Below are 20,166 nucleotides of genomic sequence, written 5' to 3' on the forward strand. Positions count from 1 at the left end.
GGCATGGACGGAACACGATCTGCTCAGCCTCCGCCTACGGCGGAGTCAGGCCAAGAAAATCGATGAACCGCTTGAGATGCATGGACGCTTGATAGCATGGACCCGCCGCGATGCAACATCGCGGCGGGTCGGGGCACGGCTTACATTTGCGCCGCTGCCGGTCCCGCACGACGCCCGGGGTATCACGCCGTCATTCCGAGCGCGGCTACGCAGACCCCGAATGACGACGGATGTCTTGGAGCCGGCCCAACCCCTCACACCAAGGAGATCCCGCGACCCGGAGTTTCGAGGCCCGCGGGCGTGGCGGGATTGTTTCTAGACCTTACGCGCCACCGTGAACCGCGCCGCTTCCCGCAGAGTCTGGGCCTTGTCGCCCCAGGCGGAGACAGCCTCCTCGCAGATGCCGACGAGGCGGTCGCATTCGGCGCGGGCTCCGTCGATGCCGAGCCGGTCGACGAGGGTCGCCTTGCCGGCATCCTTGTCCTTGCCGGTGGCCTTGCCCATGGCTTCCGGCGAGGCCTCGCGGTCGAGGATGTCGTCGGCGATCTGGAAGGCCTGGCCGAGGGCGAGCCCGTAGCGCCACAGGGCGGCGCGCTGGTCGGGTGTCGCTCCGCCCACGAGGGCTCCCGCATCCACCGAAAAGGCGAGAATGGCGCCGGTCTTCATCGCCTGGAGTTGGAGCGTGTCCTCGACGTCCAGGGAGACGGCGCCGAAGCGTCCTTCCGCGCCCAGATCGAGGATCTGCCCACCGACCATGCCGCCGAGGCCCGAGGCCTTGGCGAGGCCCAGTACGAGGTCCGCGCGGATCGACGGGTCCGGCTGCCATGCGGAATCGGCCAGGATTTCGAAGGCGAGGGTCTGGAGGGCATCGCCGACGAGGATGGCGGTGGCTTCGTCATAGGCCTTATGGACGGTGGGCTTGCCGCGCCGCATGTCGTCGTCGTCCATGGCCGGCATGTCGTCGTGGACGAGGGAGTAGCAATGGACGAGCTCGATGGCCGAACCGGCGGCCAGCGCCCCGGCCTCGGAGCCGCCCAGCATCCGGGCGGTCTCCACCGCCAGGAACGGGCGCAGACGCTTGCCGCCGCCGAGAACGGCGTGGCGCATGGCCTCCATCAGGCGAACGGGCCGCGTGATCTCGCCCGCCTGCGTCTCGGGACCGAGTCGTTCGGCCAGAAACGCCTCGACGGCGTCGGCCACGCTCGAAAGCTTGTGGGAAAACGCCTGGGAAGCGTCCGCCTTGACCGAAGCGTGGGATGCTTTTGGTGAGGTCATCGTAAGAAGGGCCTTGGTCAAGAATGGGCGCGTCGTTGTGCGGGAGGTACGGATTCAGGAACGGCGCGACGGCGCGGCGGAAGACAGCGATTCGCGATCACGCCATGCGCGCGATCTCGATTTCATCCGCCAAGGACGAAGGAAGCATTGGGTGAGGCGGTTCGTTGGCCTCGTCATGCTGCTCCCCGTCATGTTGCTGGCCCTGATTCTTGTTCTGGGGCTCGTCTATAGTGCGCTGACGCCGCCCTCAACCCTGATGCTGGCGCGATGGGTCAGCGGTAAGCCCGTCAGCCGGGAGGCCGTCCCCCTCGATGCGATCTCGCCGTTTCTCGTCCAGGCCGTCATCGCGTCCGAGGACCAGCGCTTCTGCCTTCACAACGGCGTCGATTGGGGCGCCCTGCGCGACGTAGTGGATGATGACGAGGGGCCGAGCCGCGGGGCTTCGACAATCTCCATGCAGGCCGTGAAGAACGTGTTTCTCTGGCCGGGCCGTTCCTTCATCCGGAAAGGCCTCGAAATTCCCCTCGCGGTCATGGCCGACGCCCTGTGGGGCAAGCGGCGGATGATGGAGGTCTATCTCAACATCGCCGAATGGGGGGACGGTGTGTACGGCGCCGAGGCGGCGGCGCAGCGCTGGTTCGGAAAGAGCGCGCGGAACCTCAACCGCAGCGAGGCGAGCCTGCTCGCCGCCGTTCTGCCGAACCCGATCCAACGCAATGCGGCTCTGCCGTCTCGCGGCGTGCGTGCGGTCGCCACCCGAATCCAGGGGCGGATGAATGGGGTCGGTGGATTGATGGGCTGCCTTCGCTGAATCCACACACGTGGAGGCTTGCCGCAACACGTGTCATAGAGCCGTCCATTCTCCGGCAGGCGGCCGGGGCCGGCCCGTGACGGGGCGGATGCGAGACACGACGAACATAACACCGATAGCGGACGCGACATGGCCGACAGCACAACCTTCGACCTCACCCTCGAGCGGATCGCCCTGATCCGTCGGATGGTGGTGGCCTGGAACCCGGCCGGGCAGGGCGCGCCCATCGTGCATCCCGACGCACCCTATGGCAGCACCGACCGTGACGGCGACATCTTCAACGTCACCGGCGACGATGATGGGGCGGACGAGGAACACCGGGCGCTCGGCGACGCGCTCGCGGTGTTCATCCACAATGCCGTGTTGAAACCGGGCCGCTACGCGTATCACAACACCCTGGCCAAGCTTTCGTCGGACGATGTCAGCGACGTGTTTCGCGACGAAGGGACGGGCGAGACGCCCGAGCACGTCACCTTCGATGTGACGGCCGAGCATCTGGCGCTGGTGAGGAAGCTGAACATCGTCTGGGACGACGGCCGCGACGTGCCGGCCTTCGACACGGCCGAGCCCTATGGAGCGGGGACCGAAATACCGCCGGTGCATCACGAGATGCAGCCGGCCCTGCAGATCTTCCTGCGCTACGGCGATCTCGGCCCCGGCCCCTTCGGTAAGGCGGGTAACCGCTGGGCTGCCGTCTGAGCACTGCGTAAACCCCTCCCCGCGACGGGGGAGGGGTGGATCCCGAGGCCTATGCCCCGAGCTTCTTCTTGCGCTGCGCCAGAGTGCGCAGGCGCAGCGCGTTGAGCTTGATGAAGCCCGCCGCGTCGCGATGGTCGTAGGCCACCGCGCCCTCCTCGAAGGTAACGAGATCCTGATCGTAGAGGGAGTTCGGGCTGGTGCGGCCGATGACGTGGATGCCGCCCTTGTAGAGCTTCAGCCGGACCTCGCCGGTGACCATTTCCTGGCTCTTGTCGATGAGAGCCTGAAGCATCTCGCGCTCAGGCGAGAACCAGAAGCCGTTATAGATCAGCTCCGCATATTGCGGCATGATCTGATCCTTGAGATGGGCCGCACCACGGTCGAGCGTGATCGACTCGATGGCGCGGTGGGCCGGCAGCAGGATCGTGCCGCCCGGCGTCTCGTACATGCCCCGGCTCTTCATGCCGACGAAGCGGTTCTCCACGAGATCGAGACGGCCAATGCCGTTGTCATGGCCGAGCTGGTTGAGCTTGGCCAGAAGAGTGGCAGGGGAGAGGCGCTCGCCGTCGATGGAGACCGCGTCACCCTTCTCGAAGCCGATCGTGACGATGGTCGGGGTGTCGGGGGCCTCTTCCGGCGAGAGGGTCCGCGAGTAGACGTAATCCGGCACCTCATCGGCCGGATCTTCCAGGACCTTACCCTCGGAGGAGGCGTGGAGAAGGTTCGCGTCCACTGAGAACGGACTCTCGCCGCGCTTGTCCTTGGAGATCGGGATCTGGTGCTGCTCGGCGAAGGCGATGAGCTGCTCACGGCTCTTGAGGTCCCATTCGCGCCAGGGGGCGATGACGGTCACATCGGGCTTCAAGGCATAATAGCCGAGCTCGAACCGGACCTGATCGTTGCCCTTGCCGGTGGCGCCGTGACAGACCGCATCGGCGCCGAGACGTTCGGCGATCTCGATCTGCTTCTTGGCGATGAGCGGGCGGGCGATGGAGGTGCCGAGGAGATAGACGCCCTCGTAGACCGCGTTGGCGCGGAACATCGGGAAGACGTAGTCGCGCACGAACTCCTCGCGCAGGTCTTCGATGAAGATGTTTTCCGGCTTGATGCCGAGCAGTTCGGCCTTCTTTCGCGCGGGCTCGAGTTCCTCGCCCTGGCCCAGATCGGCCGTGAACGTGATGACCTCGCAGCCATAGGTGGTCTGCAGCCATTTCAGGATGATCGAGGTGTCGAGGCCACCGGAATAGGCGAGCACGACCTTGTTGACGGGCTTCGGATTCGCGTCTGACATGGGGCTCGCTTCGGTTCTCGTGACGTGGGGGCGACTTATCAGCCGAGAGCCGCGTCGTGCAACCGGCATGCCGCAGGAGACGTTGCAGAGGTATCGGCCCCGCTTTCCACGGCCGCGGCAGCGGACCCTGTTGCCGCCCTGGCCGCGACAGCCGAAACTGCGTAATCGGACCCCACTCTTGATCCCACGCCGGAGATTCGACGAATGCCGAGACGGCCGACCCTCGAATTCTGGTACGAGTTCTCCTCCACCTACTCCTACCTGGCGGCCATGCGGATCGATGCGATGGCGCAAGCCGCCGGCGTCGACCTGCGATGGCGGCCGTTTCTCCTGGGGCCTATTTTCGCCAGCCAGGGCTGGAATTCCTCGCCGTTCAATCTCTTCCCCGCCAAGGGACGGCATATGTGGCGGGACGTGGAGCGCGAGGCGGCGCGGCAAGGCCTGCCGCCGCTGAAACGGCCCGACCCGTTCCCGCAGAACAGCCTGAGCGCCACGCGCGCAGCCACCTACGGCATGGATCACGACTGGCTCGTTCCCTTCTCGAAAGCCGTCTACGAAACCCAGTTCGCCGTCGGGCACTCCATCGCCGAACCCCAGGCCGTGGCCGGAATCCTCAACCGGCTCGGTCTCGACGGCACCGTGATCCTCAAGGCCGCGGCTCTGGAGGGCAACAAAGGGCGTCTGCGCGTCAACGGAGAGGAGGCGCGCTCGCGCGGCATCTTCGGCGCCCCGACCTTTTTGACCGGCGACGGCGAATTGTTCTGGGGCAACGACCGGCTTGAGCAGGCTCTCGCCTGGGCGACCGGGGACCGGCCGGGGGCGATGCGATAGGCGCCACTGATCCCTCACCGAAACGGCCGGGTTAATTCGAGGCCGCGAGGCGGCGTCATGAAAAGAGATCGGTCGCGAGCCTTGTCGGGCCGCGACCGCATTTCTCGCCTCGATAGAATCAGGACCGGTGAAGCTTCAGGCAGCCTCTTGTGAGGCGGTTCTGACTTTCTGCGTGGCCTCGTCGACCTCTTCGGTGGAGCGGGCGATTTCGCTGAGGCTACCGGTGATGAGGGTGACGCCGTTCGAGGCGGTCTGCATGCTGGCCGACATCTCACGGGTGACGGCGCTCTGCTCCTCCACCGCGGCCGAGATCGCGCTCGCGACCTCGTTCAGAGTCATGATCGTGTCCTGGATCGAGGTGATGGCCCCCACCGCGTCCTGCGTCGCCTGCTGGGTCGACGCGATCTGAGCGGTGATCTGTTCGGTGGCCTTGGAAGTCTGGGCGGCCAGTGCCTTCACCTCGGTGGCGACCACGGCGAAGCCCCGCCCCGCCTCACCGGCCCGTGCCGCCTCGATCGTGGCATTGAGAGCGAGAAGGTTGGTCTGTGCCGCGATGCCCTGGATCAGGGCGACGACCTCGCCGATTCGGGTCGCCGCACCGGACAGGCCGGCGATGATGGTGCTGGTTTCCTGAGCCTGCCTCACCGCCTGACCGGAAATCTCGGACGCGTGAGTGACCTGCATGCTGATCTCGGACACCGACGCAGCAAGCTCCTCGGCGCCGGACGCCACGGTCTGGATGTCGGCGGAGACCTGCGTCGAAGCCAGCGCGGCCTGACCGGCCTGCTGCGACGCACCGGAGGCGGATCCCGCGATGGCGTTGAGGTCGGTGGCGATCGAGATCTGGATGTCGGCGCGCCGCTTTCGCTCCAGAACCTGACGCGTCACGTCGATGCAGAATTTGACGACCTTCAGCGGGCGTCCTGCACGGTCGAGGATCGGGTTGTAGGTGCCCTGGATGAAGACCTCGTGTCCGCCCTTGGCGATCCGCCGGTACTCGTCGGCCTGATACTCGCCGCGCCCGAGCTCGTCCCAGAAGCTCTTGTATTCGGCGCCGGCGCGCAGAGCGGGATCGACGAACAGGCTGTGATGCTTCCCCTGAATCTCGGACAGGTCGTAGCCCATCACGTCGAGGAAGTTCCGGTTGGCGGTGAGGATGGTGCCGTCGAGGGCGAACTCGATCACCGCCTGAGAGCGGTGGAGGGCCTTGATCTGACCCTCGTCGTTGATCGACTGCATCACCCGTTCGGTGATGTCGGACGAGAACTTGACGATCTTGGTGGTCTTGCCGTCGCGTCCGAGGATGGGATTGTAGGTGGCCTGCAGCCAGATCTCGCGCCCGCCCTTGCCGATGCGCTTGAACTCGCCGGATTGGAAGGTGCCGGCGGCCAAGGCGGTCCAGAAGGCACGGTAATCCTGGCTCTCCCGGAACGCCGGTTCGACGAACAGGCTGTGGTGCTTGCCCTGGATCTCGGACAGTTCGTAGCCGATTGCAGCAAGAAAATTCCCGTTGGCCGTCAGTACCTTGCCATCGGTATCGAATTCGATGACCGCTTGAGAGCGATCCAGTGCGTCGATCTTGGACCGGAGATCGCTGTTCGTGAAGAAGTTCATCACCCTATTTGACGCGTAAGGGTTGGGGGTGGATCGCCGCGCTCGACCCTGCAATCTTTGATACGCTCGCGTTTCTATCTGCCAAGTTAACGAGATCCTCACTGGATCGCAAAAATCAGAAATCGCCCATCACGATAACGTTATAAAAAGTGAAAAAAATGTGTTTGTATTTCAAATTAGGTGAGTGCACTCACCATTGATTTTGGTTTTTCTCAAATATAAATATATATTCCTGTATAAATCTATGTCGGTTCTGCCTTTAGAATTATACAATGTCGACTGTTTCTCTGATTATTTTGATATTTGGTAAGACGAAGCGGAGGCCCTTTTAGGTGCCCGGTTCTGGGACATGGAACGATATCTCATTGACGGACGGACTGGCTGTGCCGGAACGATCCCCGTTGCGGGCACCGGCGGACTGGATACGGTCACGAACCGGGATTATGAGGCGCGACCTGCGGTGCCGAATGATTGGAAACCGCGCACATTCGAGGCTTGGTTCCCATGACCATCGACCGTCGAACTTTCCTAACCGGGGCCGTGAGCCTGGCCTCTCTCGTCTCCTCCTCCGGCGCGAGTGTGGCCCAGGGATACGGCCAGACCTTCAAGGTCGATAACGACGACGGCCGACCCATCGCGAACACGCGGCTCCCGGGCGAGATCGTCGGAGAAATCCCCGCGTTGAAGGGTGTCACATACGTGGGCGCCCGCGAGGCGGAAATCACGCTCTACGAGTTCTTCGACTATAATTGCCCGTATTGCCGGAAGGCGGCGGTCGACATGGTGTCGCTCGCCGCAAGCGATGCCGCTTTGCGGATCGGGCTCGTCAACAACCCGATTCTCTCGCCGCAATCGGCGCAGGCGGCGAAGGTCGCCTTGGCGATCCAGCGCAAGCTGGGCTCAGCCGCAGCCTGGACGCTCTACCAGAGGCTCCTCGCCAAGCCGGGCAAGATCGACGGCAGCGGCGCGCTTCAGGTTGCCGCCACCCTGGGTGTTTCCGCTTCCGAGATCGAGACGATCGCCGACAGCGACGAGGTGCGACTCGCCCTGAGGGCGCAGATGCGGATGGCCGCCGACCTCGGCCTCGTGGCGACTCCCTCCTACGTCCTCGGCAATACCGGCCTGCTCGGGCATCCGGGAGCGAAATCCCTCGCCCGGATGATCGGCGCCATGCGCCGTTGCGACCAGATCGCCTGTTGACGGTCCTCGTCGTAGGCCCCGACCGATGCCACCCGGTCCGCGCCTCACCTTCGCCATCGTTTGCGCGGATTGGGGATGATCGCATGACCGTGCGCCGCACAAGCTTATGCAGAGCCGTCTTCGTCTTGCGCCTCCCCAACACGCATGCTAGGCCCTCGCCGCGCCGGGAGGACGGGTTTCAGACCTGTATTTCGAGGCGGTTCCCATTCCTGACGGTTTCAGAGCCGACGCCGAGAACGGTGTCACGGGCCGGAACCTCGGGCCGGATTAAAAGAGAGAGTGGCGCGTGGCGCAGACCAGTTCCGAGGCGGGTTCCCCGGTTGCAGGCGTAGCAGGTCGCTATGCCTCCGCACTGTTCGAGCTGGCCCGCGACGAGCGCCAGATCGATGCGGTGGCCGCGAGCCTTCAGCAATTCGACGGCCTTTTGAACGAGAGCGCCGACCTGATGCGCCTCGTGCGCAGCCCGGTCTTCACCGGCGAGCAGCAGGAAGCCGCCATCGGCGCCATCCTCGACAAGGCCGGGATCACCGGGCTCGGCGCCAACTTCATTCGTCTCGCCGCCGCAAACCGGCGCCTGTTCGTGCTGCCGGACATGATCCGCTGCTTCAATCGGCTCGTGGCTGCTTCGAAGGGCATCGTGCGGGCCGAAGTCACGGTGGCCGAGCGCCCCTCCGACGCCGTCCTTGAAGAGATCAAGGCTTCCTTGCGCGATGTCGCCCGGTCTGAGATCGATCTCGACCTGCGGGTGGATCCGGCCCTGATCGGCGGAATCATCGTCAAGATCGGAAGCAGGATGGTGGATGCGTCCCTGCGGACCAAGCTCAACGGTATTCGACTCGCGATGCGGGAAGCCTGAGGTCGGCGCCCCGGCGCACGACCGCTCCCGTTTTCTCCACAGCAACTTCGTTCCGAATTTAAAGAGGCCAGACGATGGACATCCGCGCTGCCGAGATCTCCGCGATCCTGAAAGAGCAGATCAAGAATTTCGGCCAGGACGCCGAAGTCACCGAGGTAGGCCAAGTGCTCTCCGTAGGTGACGGCATCGCCCGCGCCTACGGCCTCGACAGCGTCCAGGCCGGCGAGATGGTCGAGTTCGAGTCGGGCGTGCGCGGCATGGCCCTCAACCTCGAGCAGGACAACGTCGGCATCGTGATCTTCGGGTCCGATCGCGACATCAAGGAAGGTCAGACCGTCAAGCGCACCGGCGCCATCGTGGACGTTCCGGTCGGCAAGGCACTCCTCGGCCGCGTCGTTGACGCGCTGGGCAACCCCATCGACGGCAAGGGCCCCATCGCCACCACCGAGCGTCGCCGCGTCGACGTGAAGGCGCCCGGCATCATCCCGCGCAAGTCGGTGCATGAGCCGATGGCCACCGGCCTCAAGGCCATCGACGCGCTGATCCCCGTCGGCCGCGGCCAGCGCGAGCTCATCATCGGCGATCGCCAGACCGGCAAGACCGCCATCGCCCTCGATACGATCCTCAACCAGAAGCCGGCCCATGCGGGCACCGACGAGAACGCCAAGCTCTACTGCGTCTACGTCGCCATCGGCCAGAAGCGCTCGACCGTCGCGCAGTTCGTGAAGTCGCTCGAAGACAACGGAGCGCTGGAATATTCCATCGTCATCGCCGCCACCGCTTCGGACGCTGCTCCGATGCAGTTCATCGCACCCTTCGCCGGCTGCGCCATGGGCGAGTATTTCCGCGACAACGCCATGCACGCCGTGATCGTGTACGACGATCTCTCCAAGCAGGCCGTGGCCTACCGCCAGATGTCGCTGCTGCTGCGCCGCCCACCGGGCCGCGAAGCTTATCCCGGCGACGTGTTCTATCTTCACTCGCGCCTGCTCGAGCGCGCCGCCAAGATGGGCGATGCCGCCGGCAACGGCTCACTGACCGCGCTTCCGGTCATCGAGACCCAGGCCAACGACGTCTCTGCCTACATCCCGACCAACGTGATCTCGATCACCGACGGCCAGATCTTCCTCGAGACCGACCTGTTCTACCAGGGCATCCGTCCTGCGGTGAACGTCGGCCTCTCGGTCTCCCGAGTGGGCTCTTCGGCCCAGACGAAGGCGATGAAGAAGGTCGCCGGCAAGATCAAGGGCGAGCTCGCCCAGTACCGCGAGATGGCTGCCTTCGCGCAGTTCGGCTCGGATCTCGACGCCTCGACCCAGAAGCTCCTGAACCGTGGCTCGCGCCTCACCGAGCTCCTGAAGCAGCCGCAATTCTCGCCGCTGAAGATGGAAGAGCAGGTTGCGGTGATTTATGCCGGCGTGAACGGCTATCTCGACGCTCTTCCCGTGTCGAAGGTCCGTCCCTTCGAGGACGCGCTGCTCTCGACCCTGCGCACCAAGCACGCCGACCTGCTCACCAAGATCCGTGACTCGAAGGATCTGTCCGACGACAGCGCGAAGACGCTGAAGGGCGTCGTCGAGAGCGTCGCCAAGTCGCTGGCCTAAAGCCAGTCGATGATCCCCTCCCTTAGCGGGGAGGGGACTGGGGTGGAGGTGTGCCGGACCGGCCGAGACCTCTTCGACACCACCCCCAACTCCGGCTCTTCCTCACGCGAGGGGAAGAGAGATGGCGTCGAACCGCACCGAACGGATCTGGAAGTCACCCCATGGCGAGTTTGAAGGATCTGCGTAACCGCATCGCTTCGGTGAAGGGCACGCAGAAGATTACCAAGGCGATGCAGATGGTCGCCGCGGCAAAGCTGCGGCGGGCGCAGAATGCCGCCGAGAACGCACGCCCTTATGCCGAGAAGATGTCCCAGGTGCTCGGCAACCTCGCCGCGAACCTCGTCGGTGGCGTCCAGGGTCCGAAGCTTCTGTCCGGCACGGGAGCCGACAAGGTTCACCTGCTGGTCGTCTGCACGGCTGACCGCGGCCTCTGCGGCGGCTTCAACTCGTCGATCGTGCGTTTGGCCCGCGAGCACATCCGCACGCTGACGGCCGAGGGCAAGACGGTGAAGATCGTCACGGTCGGCAAGAAAGGCTACGACCTCCTGCGTCGCCAGTACCGCGACCAGATCATCGAAAGCCGTGACCTGCGCGGCAACAAGCCGGTGGATTATGAGTTCGCCGCCGAGATCGCGCAGAGCATCATCTCGCGTTTCGACGACGGCGAGTTCGACGTGGCGACGCTGTTCTATTCGCGCTTTCGCTCCGTCATCGCCCAGGTGCCGACCGCCCAGAAGCTCATCCCGGCCGAGCTGCCCGCAGCCGGCGGTACCGCTCCGGATGCCGCTCTGGAGTTCGAGCCGAGCGAGGAAGCGATCCTCGACACGCTGCTGCCGCGCAACCTCACCGTCCAGGTGTTCCGCGCTCTCCTGGAGAACGCGGCCTCCGAGCAGGGCGCACGCACGGGCGCCATGGATTCCGCCACGCGCAACGCGGGCGAGATGATCAAGAAGCAGACGCAGATCTACAACCGTACGCGTCAGGCCATGATCACCAAGGAACTCATCGAAATCATCTCGGGTGCCGAAGCGCTCTAAGCGCTCCCCGTCGCCCTGACCGCAACATATTCGAAGGACCCGTAACATGGCGAACACCGCTCTCCCCGGCGCTGGCTCCAACAAGGTCGGCAAGATCACCCAGGTCATCGGCCCCGTGGTCGACGTTCACTTCGACGGCCACCTGCCGGAGATCCTCAACGCCCTCGAGACCAAGAACAACGGCAACCGCCTCGTTCTCGAAGTGGCCATGCAGCTCGGTGAGAGCACCGTGCGCTGCGTCGCCATGGACACGTCGGAAGGCCTCGTTCGTGGCCAGGAAGTCACCGACACCGGCGAAGCCATCAAGGTACCGGTCGGCTTCAACACCCTCGGCCGAATCATGAACGTCATCGGCGAGCCGATCGACGAGGCCGGCCCGATCCAGTCGGACACCCTGCGCGCCATCCACCAGCCCGCGCCGTCCTACGCAGAGCAGTCCACTGAGTCGCAGATCCTCGTCACCGGCATCAAGGTGGTCGATCTCCTCGCCCCTTACGCCAAGGGCGGCAAGATCGGCCTGTTCGGCGGCGCCGGCGTCGGCAAGACCGTGCTGATCATGGAGCTCATCAACAACATCGCCAAGGTGCACTCCGGCTACTCGGTATTCGCCGGCGTCGGTGAGCGCACCCGCGAGGGTAACGATCTCTACCACGAGATGATCGAGTCCAAGGTCAACATGGACCCGAAGGAGAACAACGGCTCGGCCGAAGGCTCCAAGTGTGCGCTCGTCTACGGCCAGATGAACGAGTCCCCCGGCGCCCGCTCTCGTGTCGCGCTGACCGGCCTCACCATCGCCGAGGATTTCCGCGACCAGGGCCAGGACGTGCTGTTCTTCGTGGACAACATCTTCCGCTTCACCCAGGCCGGCTCGGAAGTGTCGGCTCTCCTCGGCCGCATCCCCTCCGCCGTGGGTTACCAGCCGACGCTGGCCACCGACATGGGCGCCCTGCAGGAGCGCATCACCACCACCACCAAGGGCTCGATCACCTCCGTGCAGGCCATCTACGTGCCGGCCGACGATCTGACCGATCCGGCGCCCGCCGCGTCGTTCGCCCACTTGGACGCCACCACCGTGCTCTCGCGGTCCATCGCCGAGAAGGGCATCTACCCGGCCGTGGATCCGCTGGACTCGACCTCGCGCATGCTCAACCCCGCCGTTCTCGGTGAGGAGCATTACGACGTCGCCCGCCGCGTCCAGCAGACCCTGCAGCGCTACAAGGCCCTGCAGGACATCATCGCGATCCTGGGCATGGATGAGCTCTCGGAAGAGGACAAGCTCACCGTTGCCCGCGCCCGCAAGATCGAGCGCTTCTTCTCGCAGCCCTTCTCGGTGGCCGAGATCTTCACCGGCTCGCCCGGTATCCAGGTCCCCCTGGCCGACACGATCAAGGGCTTCAAGGGCCTGGTGAACGGCGATTACGACGACCTGCCGGAGGCGGCGTTCTACATGGTCGGCACGATTGAGGACGCCAAGGAAAAGGCGAAGAAGATCGCCGCCGCGGCCTGAGCGCATGAACGCCAAGATTGGCCTTCTCCTCGTCGGACTCGTGGTCGGCGCCCTGGCCGGGTATCTTACCCGGCCTCAGGCTGCCGAGATCAGGATCGGCGACTTCAGCCTCGAGGTTCAGGGCGACAAACCGGCAGGTACCAGCGGCGGCTCATTGACCACCGGCCAGATGCAGCACATCGGCATCTTCGCCGTGATCGGTGCGGCCCTTGGCCTCGGGGTTGGCTTCGTCGCCGGTCGGGCACGCGCCTGAAACACATTATGGCGCAGGGCTCAGGCCGCTGCGCCATCGGTTCTAAATGACAACCCGAATCGGGACTCGCGACGTCATGGCCACTTTCCAGTTCGATTTCGTCGGCCCCGAGCGGACGGTCTATTCCGGTCAAATCGAGGCCGTGCAGCTTCCCGGCGTCGAGGGCGAGATGACCGTGCTGCCGGGTCATGCTCCGGTTCTCACCGCCCTCAAGGTCGGCGTCATCGTCATCAACGAGGCGGGGCATGCCGGCAAGCGCGTGCTGGTGCGCGGCGGATTCGCCGATATCGGTCCGACGATGGTCACCGTGATCGCCGAGCGAGCCAACCCGTTCGAGGAAATCACGCCTGATTCCCTCGACAAGGATATCGCCGCCCTCGAATTACAGCGCGATGCCACCGAAGATTTCGCCAAGAAGGACGAGATCAGCGGTCAGATCGTCCAGCTTCAGGATGCCAAGGTCGCTCTCAACTTCTGATTTCTTCGCCGCGCTCAGGCTTTCGAGCGGGCGGTGGCGACGGCATGATCGAGGAGGAGGGTGCGCTCCTCCTTCCCGGAGGGACATCCCCGTTCGAGCCAGAAAGCATGGCTGGCTGCGAGTCCCTTCCCGATCAAACGGCCCGGTGGGACGCCCGCCGCAATGAGGTCGCCCCCGCTTAGGGGAAAGACGGGTACGGGTTGGGTGCCGTCGAGGAACCGCTCGAAGGCCAAGCGAGCCTCCACGCTCATCTCACTCATTCGCTGGTCGCCCATCACGGCGACGACAAGGGCCAAGCCGCCCAGGTCCTGCGTCGCGACGAGGCGCCATACATCTGCCGCCGCAATGACGGGTAGACGCTTTATCGCCCCCCTCGCCGCCGCATACGCCTGAAGGCAGGCCTGTTCCTCGTTCGATAGGCGCAGCGTTTGTCTCAGTCGCTCGGCATCGGTGCCGGAATCGACGGCCAGGGCGGCGAGCCGTGCGACAGCGCTCTGCGGCGCGCCCTGATTCGTACTCGCCGAAACGGCCCGTTCCAGGCGGTCGAGATGACCTTCGGTGCCGACAATGCGTGCTAGCAGCCCGGCTCCCCTCATTTCTGCGACGGCTTGGACGGCGCCCGGCGCTTCCAGGAGCTTCAGGAGTTCCGAACGAACCCGCTCGCGCGACAGGCCGTCGAGGGCCTCCGCCGCGTCGGCCGCTGCCCGTAACCCCTCCTCGTCGGGTGCTCCGATGCCGTAGCGGGCATGGAAGCGGAAGAAGCGCAGGATGCGCAGAGCGTCTTCGCGGATTCGGGTCGCCGCATCCCCGATGAAACGGACGCGGCCCGCGTGAAGATCCGCTTCGCCTCCCGTCGTGTCGTGCAAGGCGCCGTTCCCGCTCAGGGACAGGGCGTTGATCGTGAAGTCGCGGCGCTCGGCATCGCGGGCGAAATCGCGCCCGAACCTCACCACCGCATGCCGCCCGTCGGTCTCGACATCCTCTCGCAGGGTCGTCACCTCGAAGGCCCGGCCGTCGAACAGGATCGTCACCGTTCCATGCGCGATCCCGGTGGGGAGTGCCTTCAAGGAGGCGGCCGTTGCCCGCCGCATCACATCCTCGGGCAGTAGAGTGGTGGCGAGATCGATGTCGGACCCGACCCGCCCGAGCAGGGCATCGCGGACGACCCCTCCGACGATCCGGGTTTCCTCTCCTGGCGCCTTCAGCACGGAAAGCACGTGCGAGATGGCCTGATCCGCAAGAAGGGCGTTCAGCCCGTCCCGCTGAAGATCGCGGCTCGTCACTGGAAATGGCCGGGCACGACCTGGCCGTTCTCGATGCTCGGCGGGACATAGCCGCCGCGATGCTTCTCGCCGGTCAACCCCACGACGACGAGAGACAGGATCACCAGAACGAGCCCTCCCATGGTCAGGCGGAACACCGACCCTTCCCAATGGGTGCCATGACGCGGGTTGCGGCCCCTGATCGCGAGATAGAGGCCGAACAGCACGAAGGGCAGCAGGAAGATGAGGGCTTCTTCGAAAAGGCGACGGATCATGTGGCTTTCACGGGGTGGTGGAAGCCCGTCATGTCACGGAAACAGGCGTTCGTGGAGATTGTTCACGATCCCTGCCGTCACACCCCAGATCATGCGGTCCCCGAAAGGGATCGCGTAGTAGCGGCGCGGGCGATCCTGCCAGACCCCGACGCCGAGCCGGCGGCGAACCGGGTCCATCAGGCGAGCGAGTGGGACTTCGAAGACGTCCGCCACCTCGGCCGGATCGAGATCGAGCCGTGCCCCTCCCGCGCAGAGCCCCACCACCGGCACCACGAGGAAGCCCGTGGCCGACAGATAGGGGTCGAGATAGCCGAGGATCCGGATGTCGTCGGGGCGAAGGCCGATCTCCTCCCGGGCTTCGCGAAGGGCGGCATCGGCCGGGCTCCTGTCGGAGGGTTCGATCTTGCCGCCGGGAAAGGCGATCTGGCCGGAATGGTCCCGCAGGTGCGAGGCCCTGACGGTGAAGAGCACGGAGAGCTCCGCGTCCCTGACGATGACGGGGACCAGCACCGCCGCTGGCCGATGCGGTCTGCCCGGAGGGATCGCGATACCGATGGGATCGAGGTCGTGGTCTCCGCGTGGGTTCGATATCGGGTCACCGGCCTTGGGCGGAGTTGGCAAGAGGCCCCGCCCGGCCCTGTCGAGCAGGTCGGACAGCGCGTCGAAGCTCATGCGCCTTCGCTGCGCGCGACGGTGTGAAAGCTGCCGCCGCCGGCGATGCCGAACCACGAGACGCCATCGATCAGGCGTTCCTCTCCCAGCGCCAGGAGGTCGTAGGTCGTGGCGCGGGTGAGGAGCGCCCAGAGGTCGCGGCGGACATGGACATAGGGGCGCAAGCCTCCGTCGCCGCCTTCCTCGAAGCGAAGGGCATGGTTGGCGTCGACGGTGACGAGATCGTCGACATTGGTGCGGAACGCGATGCGCCGGGCCTCGCCTTCCCCCTCCGCCGCCATCTCCACGGCAGCGAAGGGCGCATCGTCCACGACGATGCCCACGCTCTCCACCGGCGTCACCAGGACGATGCGGCCATCGGGCTCCCGCCGCAGGATGGAGGAGAACAGCTTGACGAGGGCCGGGCGGCGGATCGGCGAGCCGTTGTGGAACCAGGTTCCGTCCGCGGCGATCCGCATGTCGATCTCGCCGCAATAGGGCGGATGCCAGCGCTCCACCGGCGGCAACCCGCGTTGGGGTATCCCGTCGAGCGCCAGGCTCAGCCTGGCGAGAGCCGGGTCCGGTGTCTGCTGTTCCGCCTGAGTCATGGTCTCAGGAGATACCGCGTTTCCGAGATTTTGAAACTGCCCTCGATTTGGGAATCGATGCCGAAGCGAGTGTTGGCACTCAAAGTTTCGCTGCGTTGCATCCTGCTCCAGGCCCAATGCGAGCACATGCGAATACGAACGAGTTCAATCAAACGCTTAGCGATTTGTGCAATGCAAAAATATTCGCTGCGAAAATAGCTAGACAGCATTTGCTCTTGTCTCGGAAGTTTGGCACTCAGAGCAGGCATCCCAGGGAGGGAATGCCTAAAACGCATCAAGCGCCTCGTCCCACGGCCAGCCAGCCGAGCTTCGTCATCACGATAACAACGCAAGGACGGTAGAATGACCGCATTGTTGCTTATCATCCTGGGCGGGCTGTGCGCCGTCGCCTACGGTATCGTCACGATCAACGACGTGATGAAACGCGACGCCGGCACCCAGCGGATGCAGGAGATCGCCGGGGCGATCGCGGAAGGGGCACAGGCCTATCTGCGCCGGCAATACGCCACCATCGGCATCGTCGGCGTGGTCCTGTTCGTGGCGCTCGCCTATTTCCTGGGGCTCAAGGTCGCCATCGGCTTCCTCATCGGCGCCGTACTCTCGGGAGCCGCCGGCTTCATCGGGATGAACGTGTCGGTTCGCGCCAATGTCCGCACGGCGCAGGCGGCCTCGACCTCCCTCGGAGCGGGGCTCGACGTCGCGTTCAAGTCCGGCGCCGTCACCGGCATGTTCGTGGCCGGTCTCGCGCTCCTCGGAGTCGCTCTGTACTACACCTTCCTCACCCGCGTTTCGGGCCTCGCGCCGGCCAGCCGCGAAGTCATCGATTCCCTGGTGGCGCTCGGCTTCGGCGCATCCTTGATCTCGATCTTCGCCCGCCTCGGCGGCGGCATCTTCACCAAGGGCGCGGATGTCGGCGGCGATCTCGTCGGCAAGGTCGAGGCCGGGATTCCGGAAGACGATCCGCGCAACCCCGCCACCATCGCCGACAATGTGGGTGACAATGTCGGCGACTGCGCCGGCATGGCGGCCGATCTGTTCGAGACTTACGCGGTGACCGTCGTCGCCACCATGGTGCTCGCGGCGATCTTCTTCGCCGGCCAGACCGATGTCGGCGGCCGCAACGTGCTGGAGGCGATGCTGCTCTATCCGCTGGCCATCGGCTCGGCCTGCATCCTCACCTCCATCGCCGGCACCTATGCCGTGCGGCTCGGGGCCAACCAGTCGATCATGGGAGCGCTCTACAAGGGCCTCGTCACTGCAGGCGCGCTCTCCATCGTCGCCATCGCGCTGGTCAATTTTGCGCTGTTCGGCGGTTTCGCCACCGAGTTCACGACCAATGCCGGAGTCACCTTCACCTCCGGCGGCCTGTTCGGCTGCGCCGTGATCGGCCTCGTCATCACCGCGCTCATCGTGGTGATCACCGAATACTATACTGGCACCAACTTCCGCCCGGTGAAGTCCATCGCCGACGCCTCCGTCACCGGCCACGGCACCAACGTGATCCAGGGCCTGGCGATCTCGCTGGAATCGACGGCCCTGCCGGCGCTCGTCATCGTGGCGGGCATCATCTCCACCTACTCGCTGGCGGGCCTGTTCGGCATCGCCATCGCCGTTTCCGCCATGCTGGCGCTCGCCGGCTTCATCGTCGCCCTCGACGCGTTCGGCCCCGTCACCGACAATGCCGGCGGCATCGCGGAGATGGCCGGCTTGCCACCGGAAGTCCGCAAGTCCACCGACGCGCTCGATGCCGTCGGCAACACCACCAAGGCCGTCACCAAGGGCTACGCCATCGGCTCGGCCGGTCTCGGTGCCTTGGTCCTGTTTGCCGCCTATACCAGCGACCTGGACTACTTCATCGCCAATGCAAGCCCGACCCAGTACCGCTTCTTCCAGGGCGTCACCGTCGATTTCTCCCTGTCGAACCCCTACGTCGTCGTTGGCCTGCTTCTCGGCGGTCTGATCCCGTTCCTGTTCGGCGGCATGGCGATGACGGCGGTGGGCCGTGCTGCCGGTGCCGTGGTGGAGGAGGTGCGGCGGCAGTTCCGCGAGAAGCCCGGTATCATGGCGGGCACCGACCGTCCGGATTACGGGCGGGCCGTCGATATGCTCACCCGTGCGGCGATCAAGGAAATGATCCTGCCTTCGCTCCTGCCGGTCCTGTCGCCCATCGTGCTGTTCTTCGCGATCCAGGCGATCGCCGGGAAGAACCAGGCCTTCGCCACGGTTGGCGCGTCCCTGCTCGGCGTGATCCTCACTGGCCTCTACGTGGCGATCTCGATGACGTCCGGCGGCGGGGCGTGGGACAATGCGAAGAAGTACATCGAAGACGGTCACCACGGCGGCAAGGGCTCCGACGCTCACAAGGCGGCGGTGACCGGTGACACCGTCGGCGACCCCTACAAGGATACGGCCGGCCCGGCCGTGAATCCCGCGATCAAGATCACCAACATCATCGCTCTGCTTCTGCTGGCGGTGCTCGCGCATCTCTGAAGCTCGGCTCCGATGGACGGTCGCAGAGATGAAGCCTCGGCAGGTGCCGGAAAGGTGATTGCAGGGGCGATGTTGTGGGTACGCTGGCGTGCGGCGGCGCACAGGTGGCGCCGCCCGACCCAGCCGTCCCCCTGACGGTCTCTCGTCAGCGCCATACCTACGGTCTCAGCGGACGCACCCGAAACGGTCGTGCTCCCTTTGCCGTAGTTTGACGAGAGATCTTCATGCCTTCACTGAACGACCCGATCCGCATCGGCGCGATCGATGCGAAGAACCGCATCTTCATGGCGCCTCTCACCCGTGGCCGCGCCACCAGGGAGCATGTGCCGACCCCGATCATGATCGAGTATTACACCCAGCGCGCTGGCGCGGGCGTGATCCTCACCGAGGCGACGGGCATCAGCCAGGAAGGGCTCGGCTGGCCCTATGCGCCGGGTATCTGGTCGGACGAGCAGGTCGAAGCCTGGAAGCCCGTGGTGAAGGCGGTCCATGAGTCCGGGGGCAGGATCGTCTGCCAGCTCTGGCATATGGGGCGCGTGGTGCATCCGAGCTTCAATGACGGCAAGGCGCCGATCTCGTCCTCCGCCACCACGGCGCCCGATGAGGCCCATACCTACGAGGGCAAGCAGCCCTATGCCGAGGCCCGCGCCTTGCCGGTCGACGAGATTCCGCGCCTCCTGGCGGATTACGACCGCGCCGCGCGCAACGCGATCGCCGCCGGGTTCGACGGCGTGCAGATCCACGCGGCGAATGGCTATCTCATCGACCAGTTCCTGCGCGACAACACCAATCACCGCGACGACCGCTACGGTGGCTCCATCGAAAATCGCATCCGCCTGCTGACGGAGGTCACGCAGACCGTGGCCGACGCCATCGGGAAGGACCGCACCGGCGTGCGCCTGTCGCCGAACGGCCAGATTCAGGGCGTGGACGATTCGAACCCGGACGCCCTGTTCGGTGCCGCCGCCGCCGCTCTCTCGAAGATCGGCATCGCCTTTCTCGAACTGCGCGAACCCGGTCCGAACGGTACCTTCGGCAAGCCGAACCACCCGCCGGTGGCGCCCGTGATCAGACAGGCTTTCGACGGGCCGCTGATCCTAAATTCGGATTACGATCCCGCCGCCGCCGAGGCCGCCCTCGCCGATGGTAAGGCCGACGCCATCGCCTTCGGCCGGCCCTTCATCGCCAATCCCGATCTCGTTGAGCGGATTGCGACGCATGCTCCGCTGCAGAAGGACGTGCAGGCGACGTGGTATAGCCAGGGACCTGAGGGCTATATCGACTACCCGACGCTCACCGAGTCGCAAGCGGCCTGACTTCCCAAGACCGCTTCGTTTGCGAGACAATCGGCTCGGAGGAGATAACCCATCCTTCGGGCCGATGCCGTTCGTCGGTCCTTCCTCGATGGAGTGGAATGACCGCAT

At 65.1% G+C, this 20,166-nt stretch carries 19 protein-coding genes; 12 read left to right on the plus strand and 7 right to left on the minus strand.

Annotation, left to right across the window (positions count from 1 at the left end):
- Positions 1 to 315: 315 nt before the first annotated feature.
- Complete coding sequence (locus ASF34_RS14630; RefSeq protein WP_026176129.1) at positions 316 to 1,275, minus strand: polyprenyl synthetase family protein; 960 nt, start codon at positions 1,273 to 1,275, stop codon at positions 316 to 318.
- Positions 1,276 to 1,288: 13 nt separating this feature from the next.
- On the opposite strand from ASF34_RS14630, the gene mtgA reads away from it, so the two are divergent.
- Both mtgA and ASF34_RS14640 read left to right on the plus strand, forming a co-directional pair.
- Positions 1,289 to 2,086 (plus strand): monofunctional biosynthetic peptidoglycan transglycosylase, encoded by a 798-nt coding sequence (gene mtgA / locus ASF34_RS14635; protein ID WP_082494178.1) that lies wholly within the window; start codon positions 1,289 to 1,291, stop codon positions 2,084 to 2,086.
- 129 nt (positions 2,087 to 2,215) lie between these two features.
- On the plus strand, positions 2,216 to 2,785 hold the full coding sequence (locus ASF34_RS14640) for a hypothetical protein (RefSeq protein WP_056161868.1): 570 nt from the start codon (positions 2,216 to 2,218) through the stop codon (positions 2,783 to 2,785).
- A 49-nt stretch (positions 2,786 to 2,834) separates the two neighbouring features.
- On the opposite strand, the gene ASF34_RS14645 is transcribed toward ASF34_RS14640, so the two are convergent.
- On the minus strand, positions 2,835 to 4,076 hold the full coding sequence (locus ASF34_RS14645) for an argininosuccinate synthase (RefSeq protein WP_018044921.1): 1,242 nt from the start codon (positions 4,074 to 4,076) through the stop codon (positions 2,835 to 2,837).
- A 204-nt stretch (positions 4,077 to 4,280) separates the two neighbouring features.
- On the opposite strand from ASF34_RS14645, the gene ASF34_RS14650 reads away from it, so the two are divergent.
- Positions 4,281 to 4,907, plus strand: a complete 627-nt coding sequence (locus tag ASF34_RS14650) for a 2-hydroxychromene-2-carboxylate isomerase (protein WP_018044920.1) — start codon at positions 4,281 to 4,283, stop codon at positions 4,905 to 4,907.
- Positions 4,908 to 5,042: 135 nt separating this feature from the next.
- Here the strand turns inward: ASF34_RS14650 and ASF34_RS14655 are convergent, their stop codons facing one another.
- On the minus strand, positions 5,043 to 6,521 hold the full coding sequence (locus ASF34_RS14655; protein ID WP_056161870.1) for a methyl-accepting chemotaxis protein: 1,479 nt from the start codon (positions 6,519 to 6,521) through the stop codon (positions 5,043 to 5,045).
- 504 nt (positions 6,522 to 7,025) lie between these two features.
- Between ASF34_RS14655 and ASF34_RS14660 the strand changes: the two genes are divergently transcribed.
- From ASF34_RS14660 to atpC, 7 genes are all read left to right on the plus strand, one after another.
- Positions 7,026 to 7,721, plus strand: a complete 696-nt coding sequence (locus ASF34_RS14660; RefSeq protein ID WP_056161872.1) for a DsbA family protein — start codon at positions 7,026 to 7,028, stop codon at positions 7,719 to 7,721.
- Positions 7,722 to 8,007: 286 nt separating this feature from the next.
- Positions 8,008 to 8,577 (plus strand): F0F1 ATP synthase subunit delta, encoded by a 570-nt coding sequence (locus ASF34_RS14665; RefSeq protein WP_056161874.1) that lies wholly within the window; start codon positions 8,008 to 8,010, stop codon positions 8,575 to 8,577.
- Positions 8,578 to 8,651: 74 nt separating this feature from the next.
- Positions 8,652 to 10,181: a F0F1 ATP synthase subunit alpha gene (gene atpA / locus ASF34_RS14670; protein WP_018044916.1), complete on the plus strand. Its 1,530-nt coding sequence runs from the start codon at positions 8,652 to 8,654 to the stop codon at positions 10,179 to 10,181.
- 161 nt (positions 10,182 to 10,342) lie between these two features.
- Entirely contained in the window at positions 10,343 to 11,218 is an 876-nt protein-coding gene (locus tag ASF34_RS14675; RefSeq protein WP_018044915.1) for a F0F1 ATP synthase subunit gamma, read from the plus strand.
- A gap of 46 nt (positions 11,219 to 11,264) precedes the next feature.
- Positions 11,265 to 12,725 carry a F0F1 ATP synthase subunit beta gene (gene atpD / locus ASF34_RS14680; RefSeq protein WP_018044914.1) on the plus strand — a complete coding sequence of 487 codons (1,461 nt, stop codon included), beginning with the start codon at positions 11,265 to 11,267 and terminating at the stop codon, positions 12,723 to 12,725.
- A 4-nt stretch (positions 12,726 to 12,729) separates the two neighbouring features.
- Positions 12,730 to 12,978: a hypothetical protein gene (locus ASF34_RS14685; protein WP_018044913.1), complete on the plus strand. Its 249-nt coding sequence runs from the start codon at positions 12,730 to 12,732 to the stop codon at positions 12,976 to 12,978.
- A 76-nt stretch (positions 12,979 to 13,054) separates the two neighbouring features.
- A complete protein-coding gene (gene atpC / locus ASF34_RS14690) occupies positions 13,055 to 13,456 on the plus strand; it encodes an ATP synthase F1 subunit epsilon (RefSeq protein WP_056161877.1) in 402 nt (133 codons plus the stop codon).
- A gap of 14 nt (positions 13,457 to 13,470) precedes the next feature.
- Here atpC and ASF34_RS14695 read toward each other — a convergent pair whose 3' ends face one another.
- Genes ASF34_RS14695 through ASF34_RS14710 form a run of 4 tightly spaced genes read right to left on the minus strand, consistent with a single transcriptional unit; the run spans position 13,471 to position 16,252 of the window.
- Positions 13,471 to 14,739 carry a CCA tRNA nucleotidyltransferase gene (locus ASF34_RS14695; RefSeq protein ID WP_056161879.1) on the minus strand — a complete coding sequence of 423 codons (1,269 nt, stop codon included), beginning with the start codon at positions 14,737 to 14,739 and terminating at the stop codon, positions 13,471 to 13,473.
- Entirely contained in the window at positions 14,736 to 14,993 is a 258-nt protein-coding gene (locus ASF34_RS14700; RefSeq protein WP_018044910.1) for a DUF6111 family protein, read from the minus strand. The genes ASF34_RS14695 and ASF34_RS14700 overlap by 4 nt, the downstream gene beginning before the upstream one ends.
- A gap of 33 nt (positions 14,994 to 15,026) precedes the next feature.
- Positions 15,027 to 15,665 (minus strand): CoA pyrophosphatase, encoded by a 639-nt coding sequence (locus ASF34_RS14705; RefSeq protein ID WP_056148023.1) that lies wholly within the window; start codon positions 15,663 to 15,665, stop codon positions 15,027 to 15,029.
- A complete protein-coding gene (locus ASF34_RS14710) occupies positions 15,662 to 16,252 on the minus strand; it encodes a DUF1285 domain-containing protein (protein WP_056148026.1) in 591 nt (196 codons plus the stop codon). Before ASF34_RS14710 ends, ASF34_RS14705 begins: the two co-directional genes overlap by 4 nt.
- A 342-nt stretch (positions 16,253 to 16,594) precedes the next feature.
- On the opposite strand from ASF34_RS14710, the gene ASF34_RS14715 reads away from it, so the two are divergent.
- A complete protein-coding gene (locus ASF34_RS14715; protein ID WP_056161881.1) occupies positions 16,595 to 18,742 on the plus strand; it encodes a sodium-translocating pyrophosphatase in 2,148 nt (715 codons plus the stop codon).
- Positions 18,743 to 18,966: 224 nt separating this feature from the next.
- Entirely contained in the window at positions 18,967 to 20,058 is a 1,092-nt protein-coding gene (locus ASF34_RS14720; protein WP_018044906.1) for an alkene reductase, read from the plus strand.
- The last annotated feature ends 108 nt before the right edge of the window (positions 20,059 to 20,166 follow it).

It is taken from the genome of Methylobacterium sp. Leaf106 (assembly GCF_001422895.1).
GTDB classification, from domain to species: Bacteria; Pseudomonadota; Alphaproteobacteria; order Rhizobiales; family Beijerinckiaceae; genus Methylobacterium; species Methylobacterium bullatum.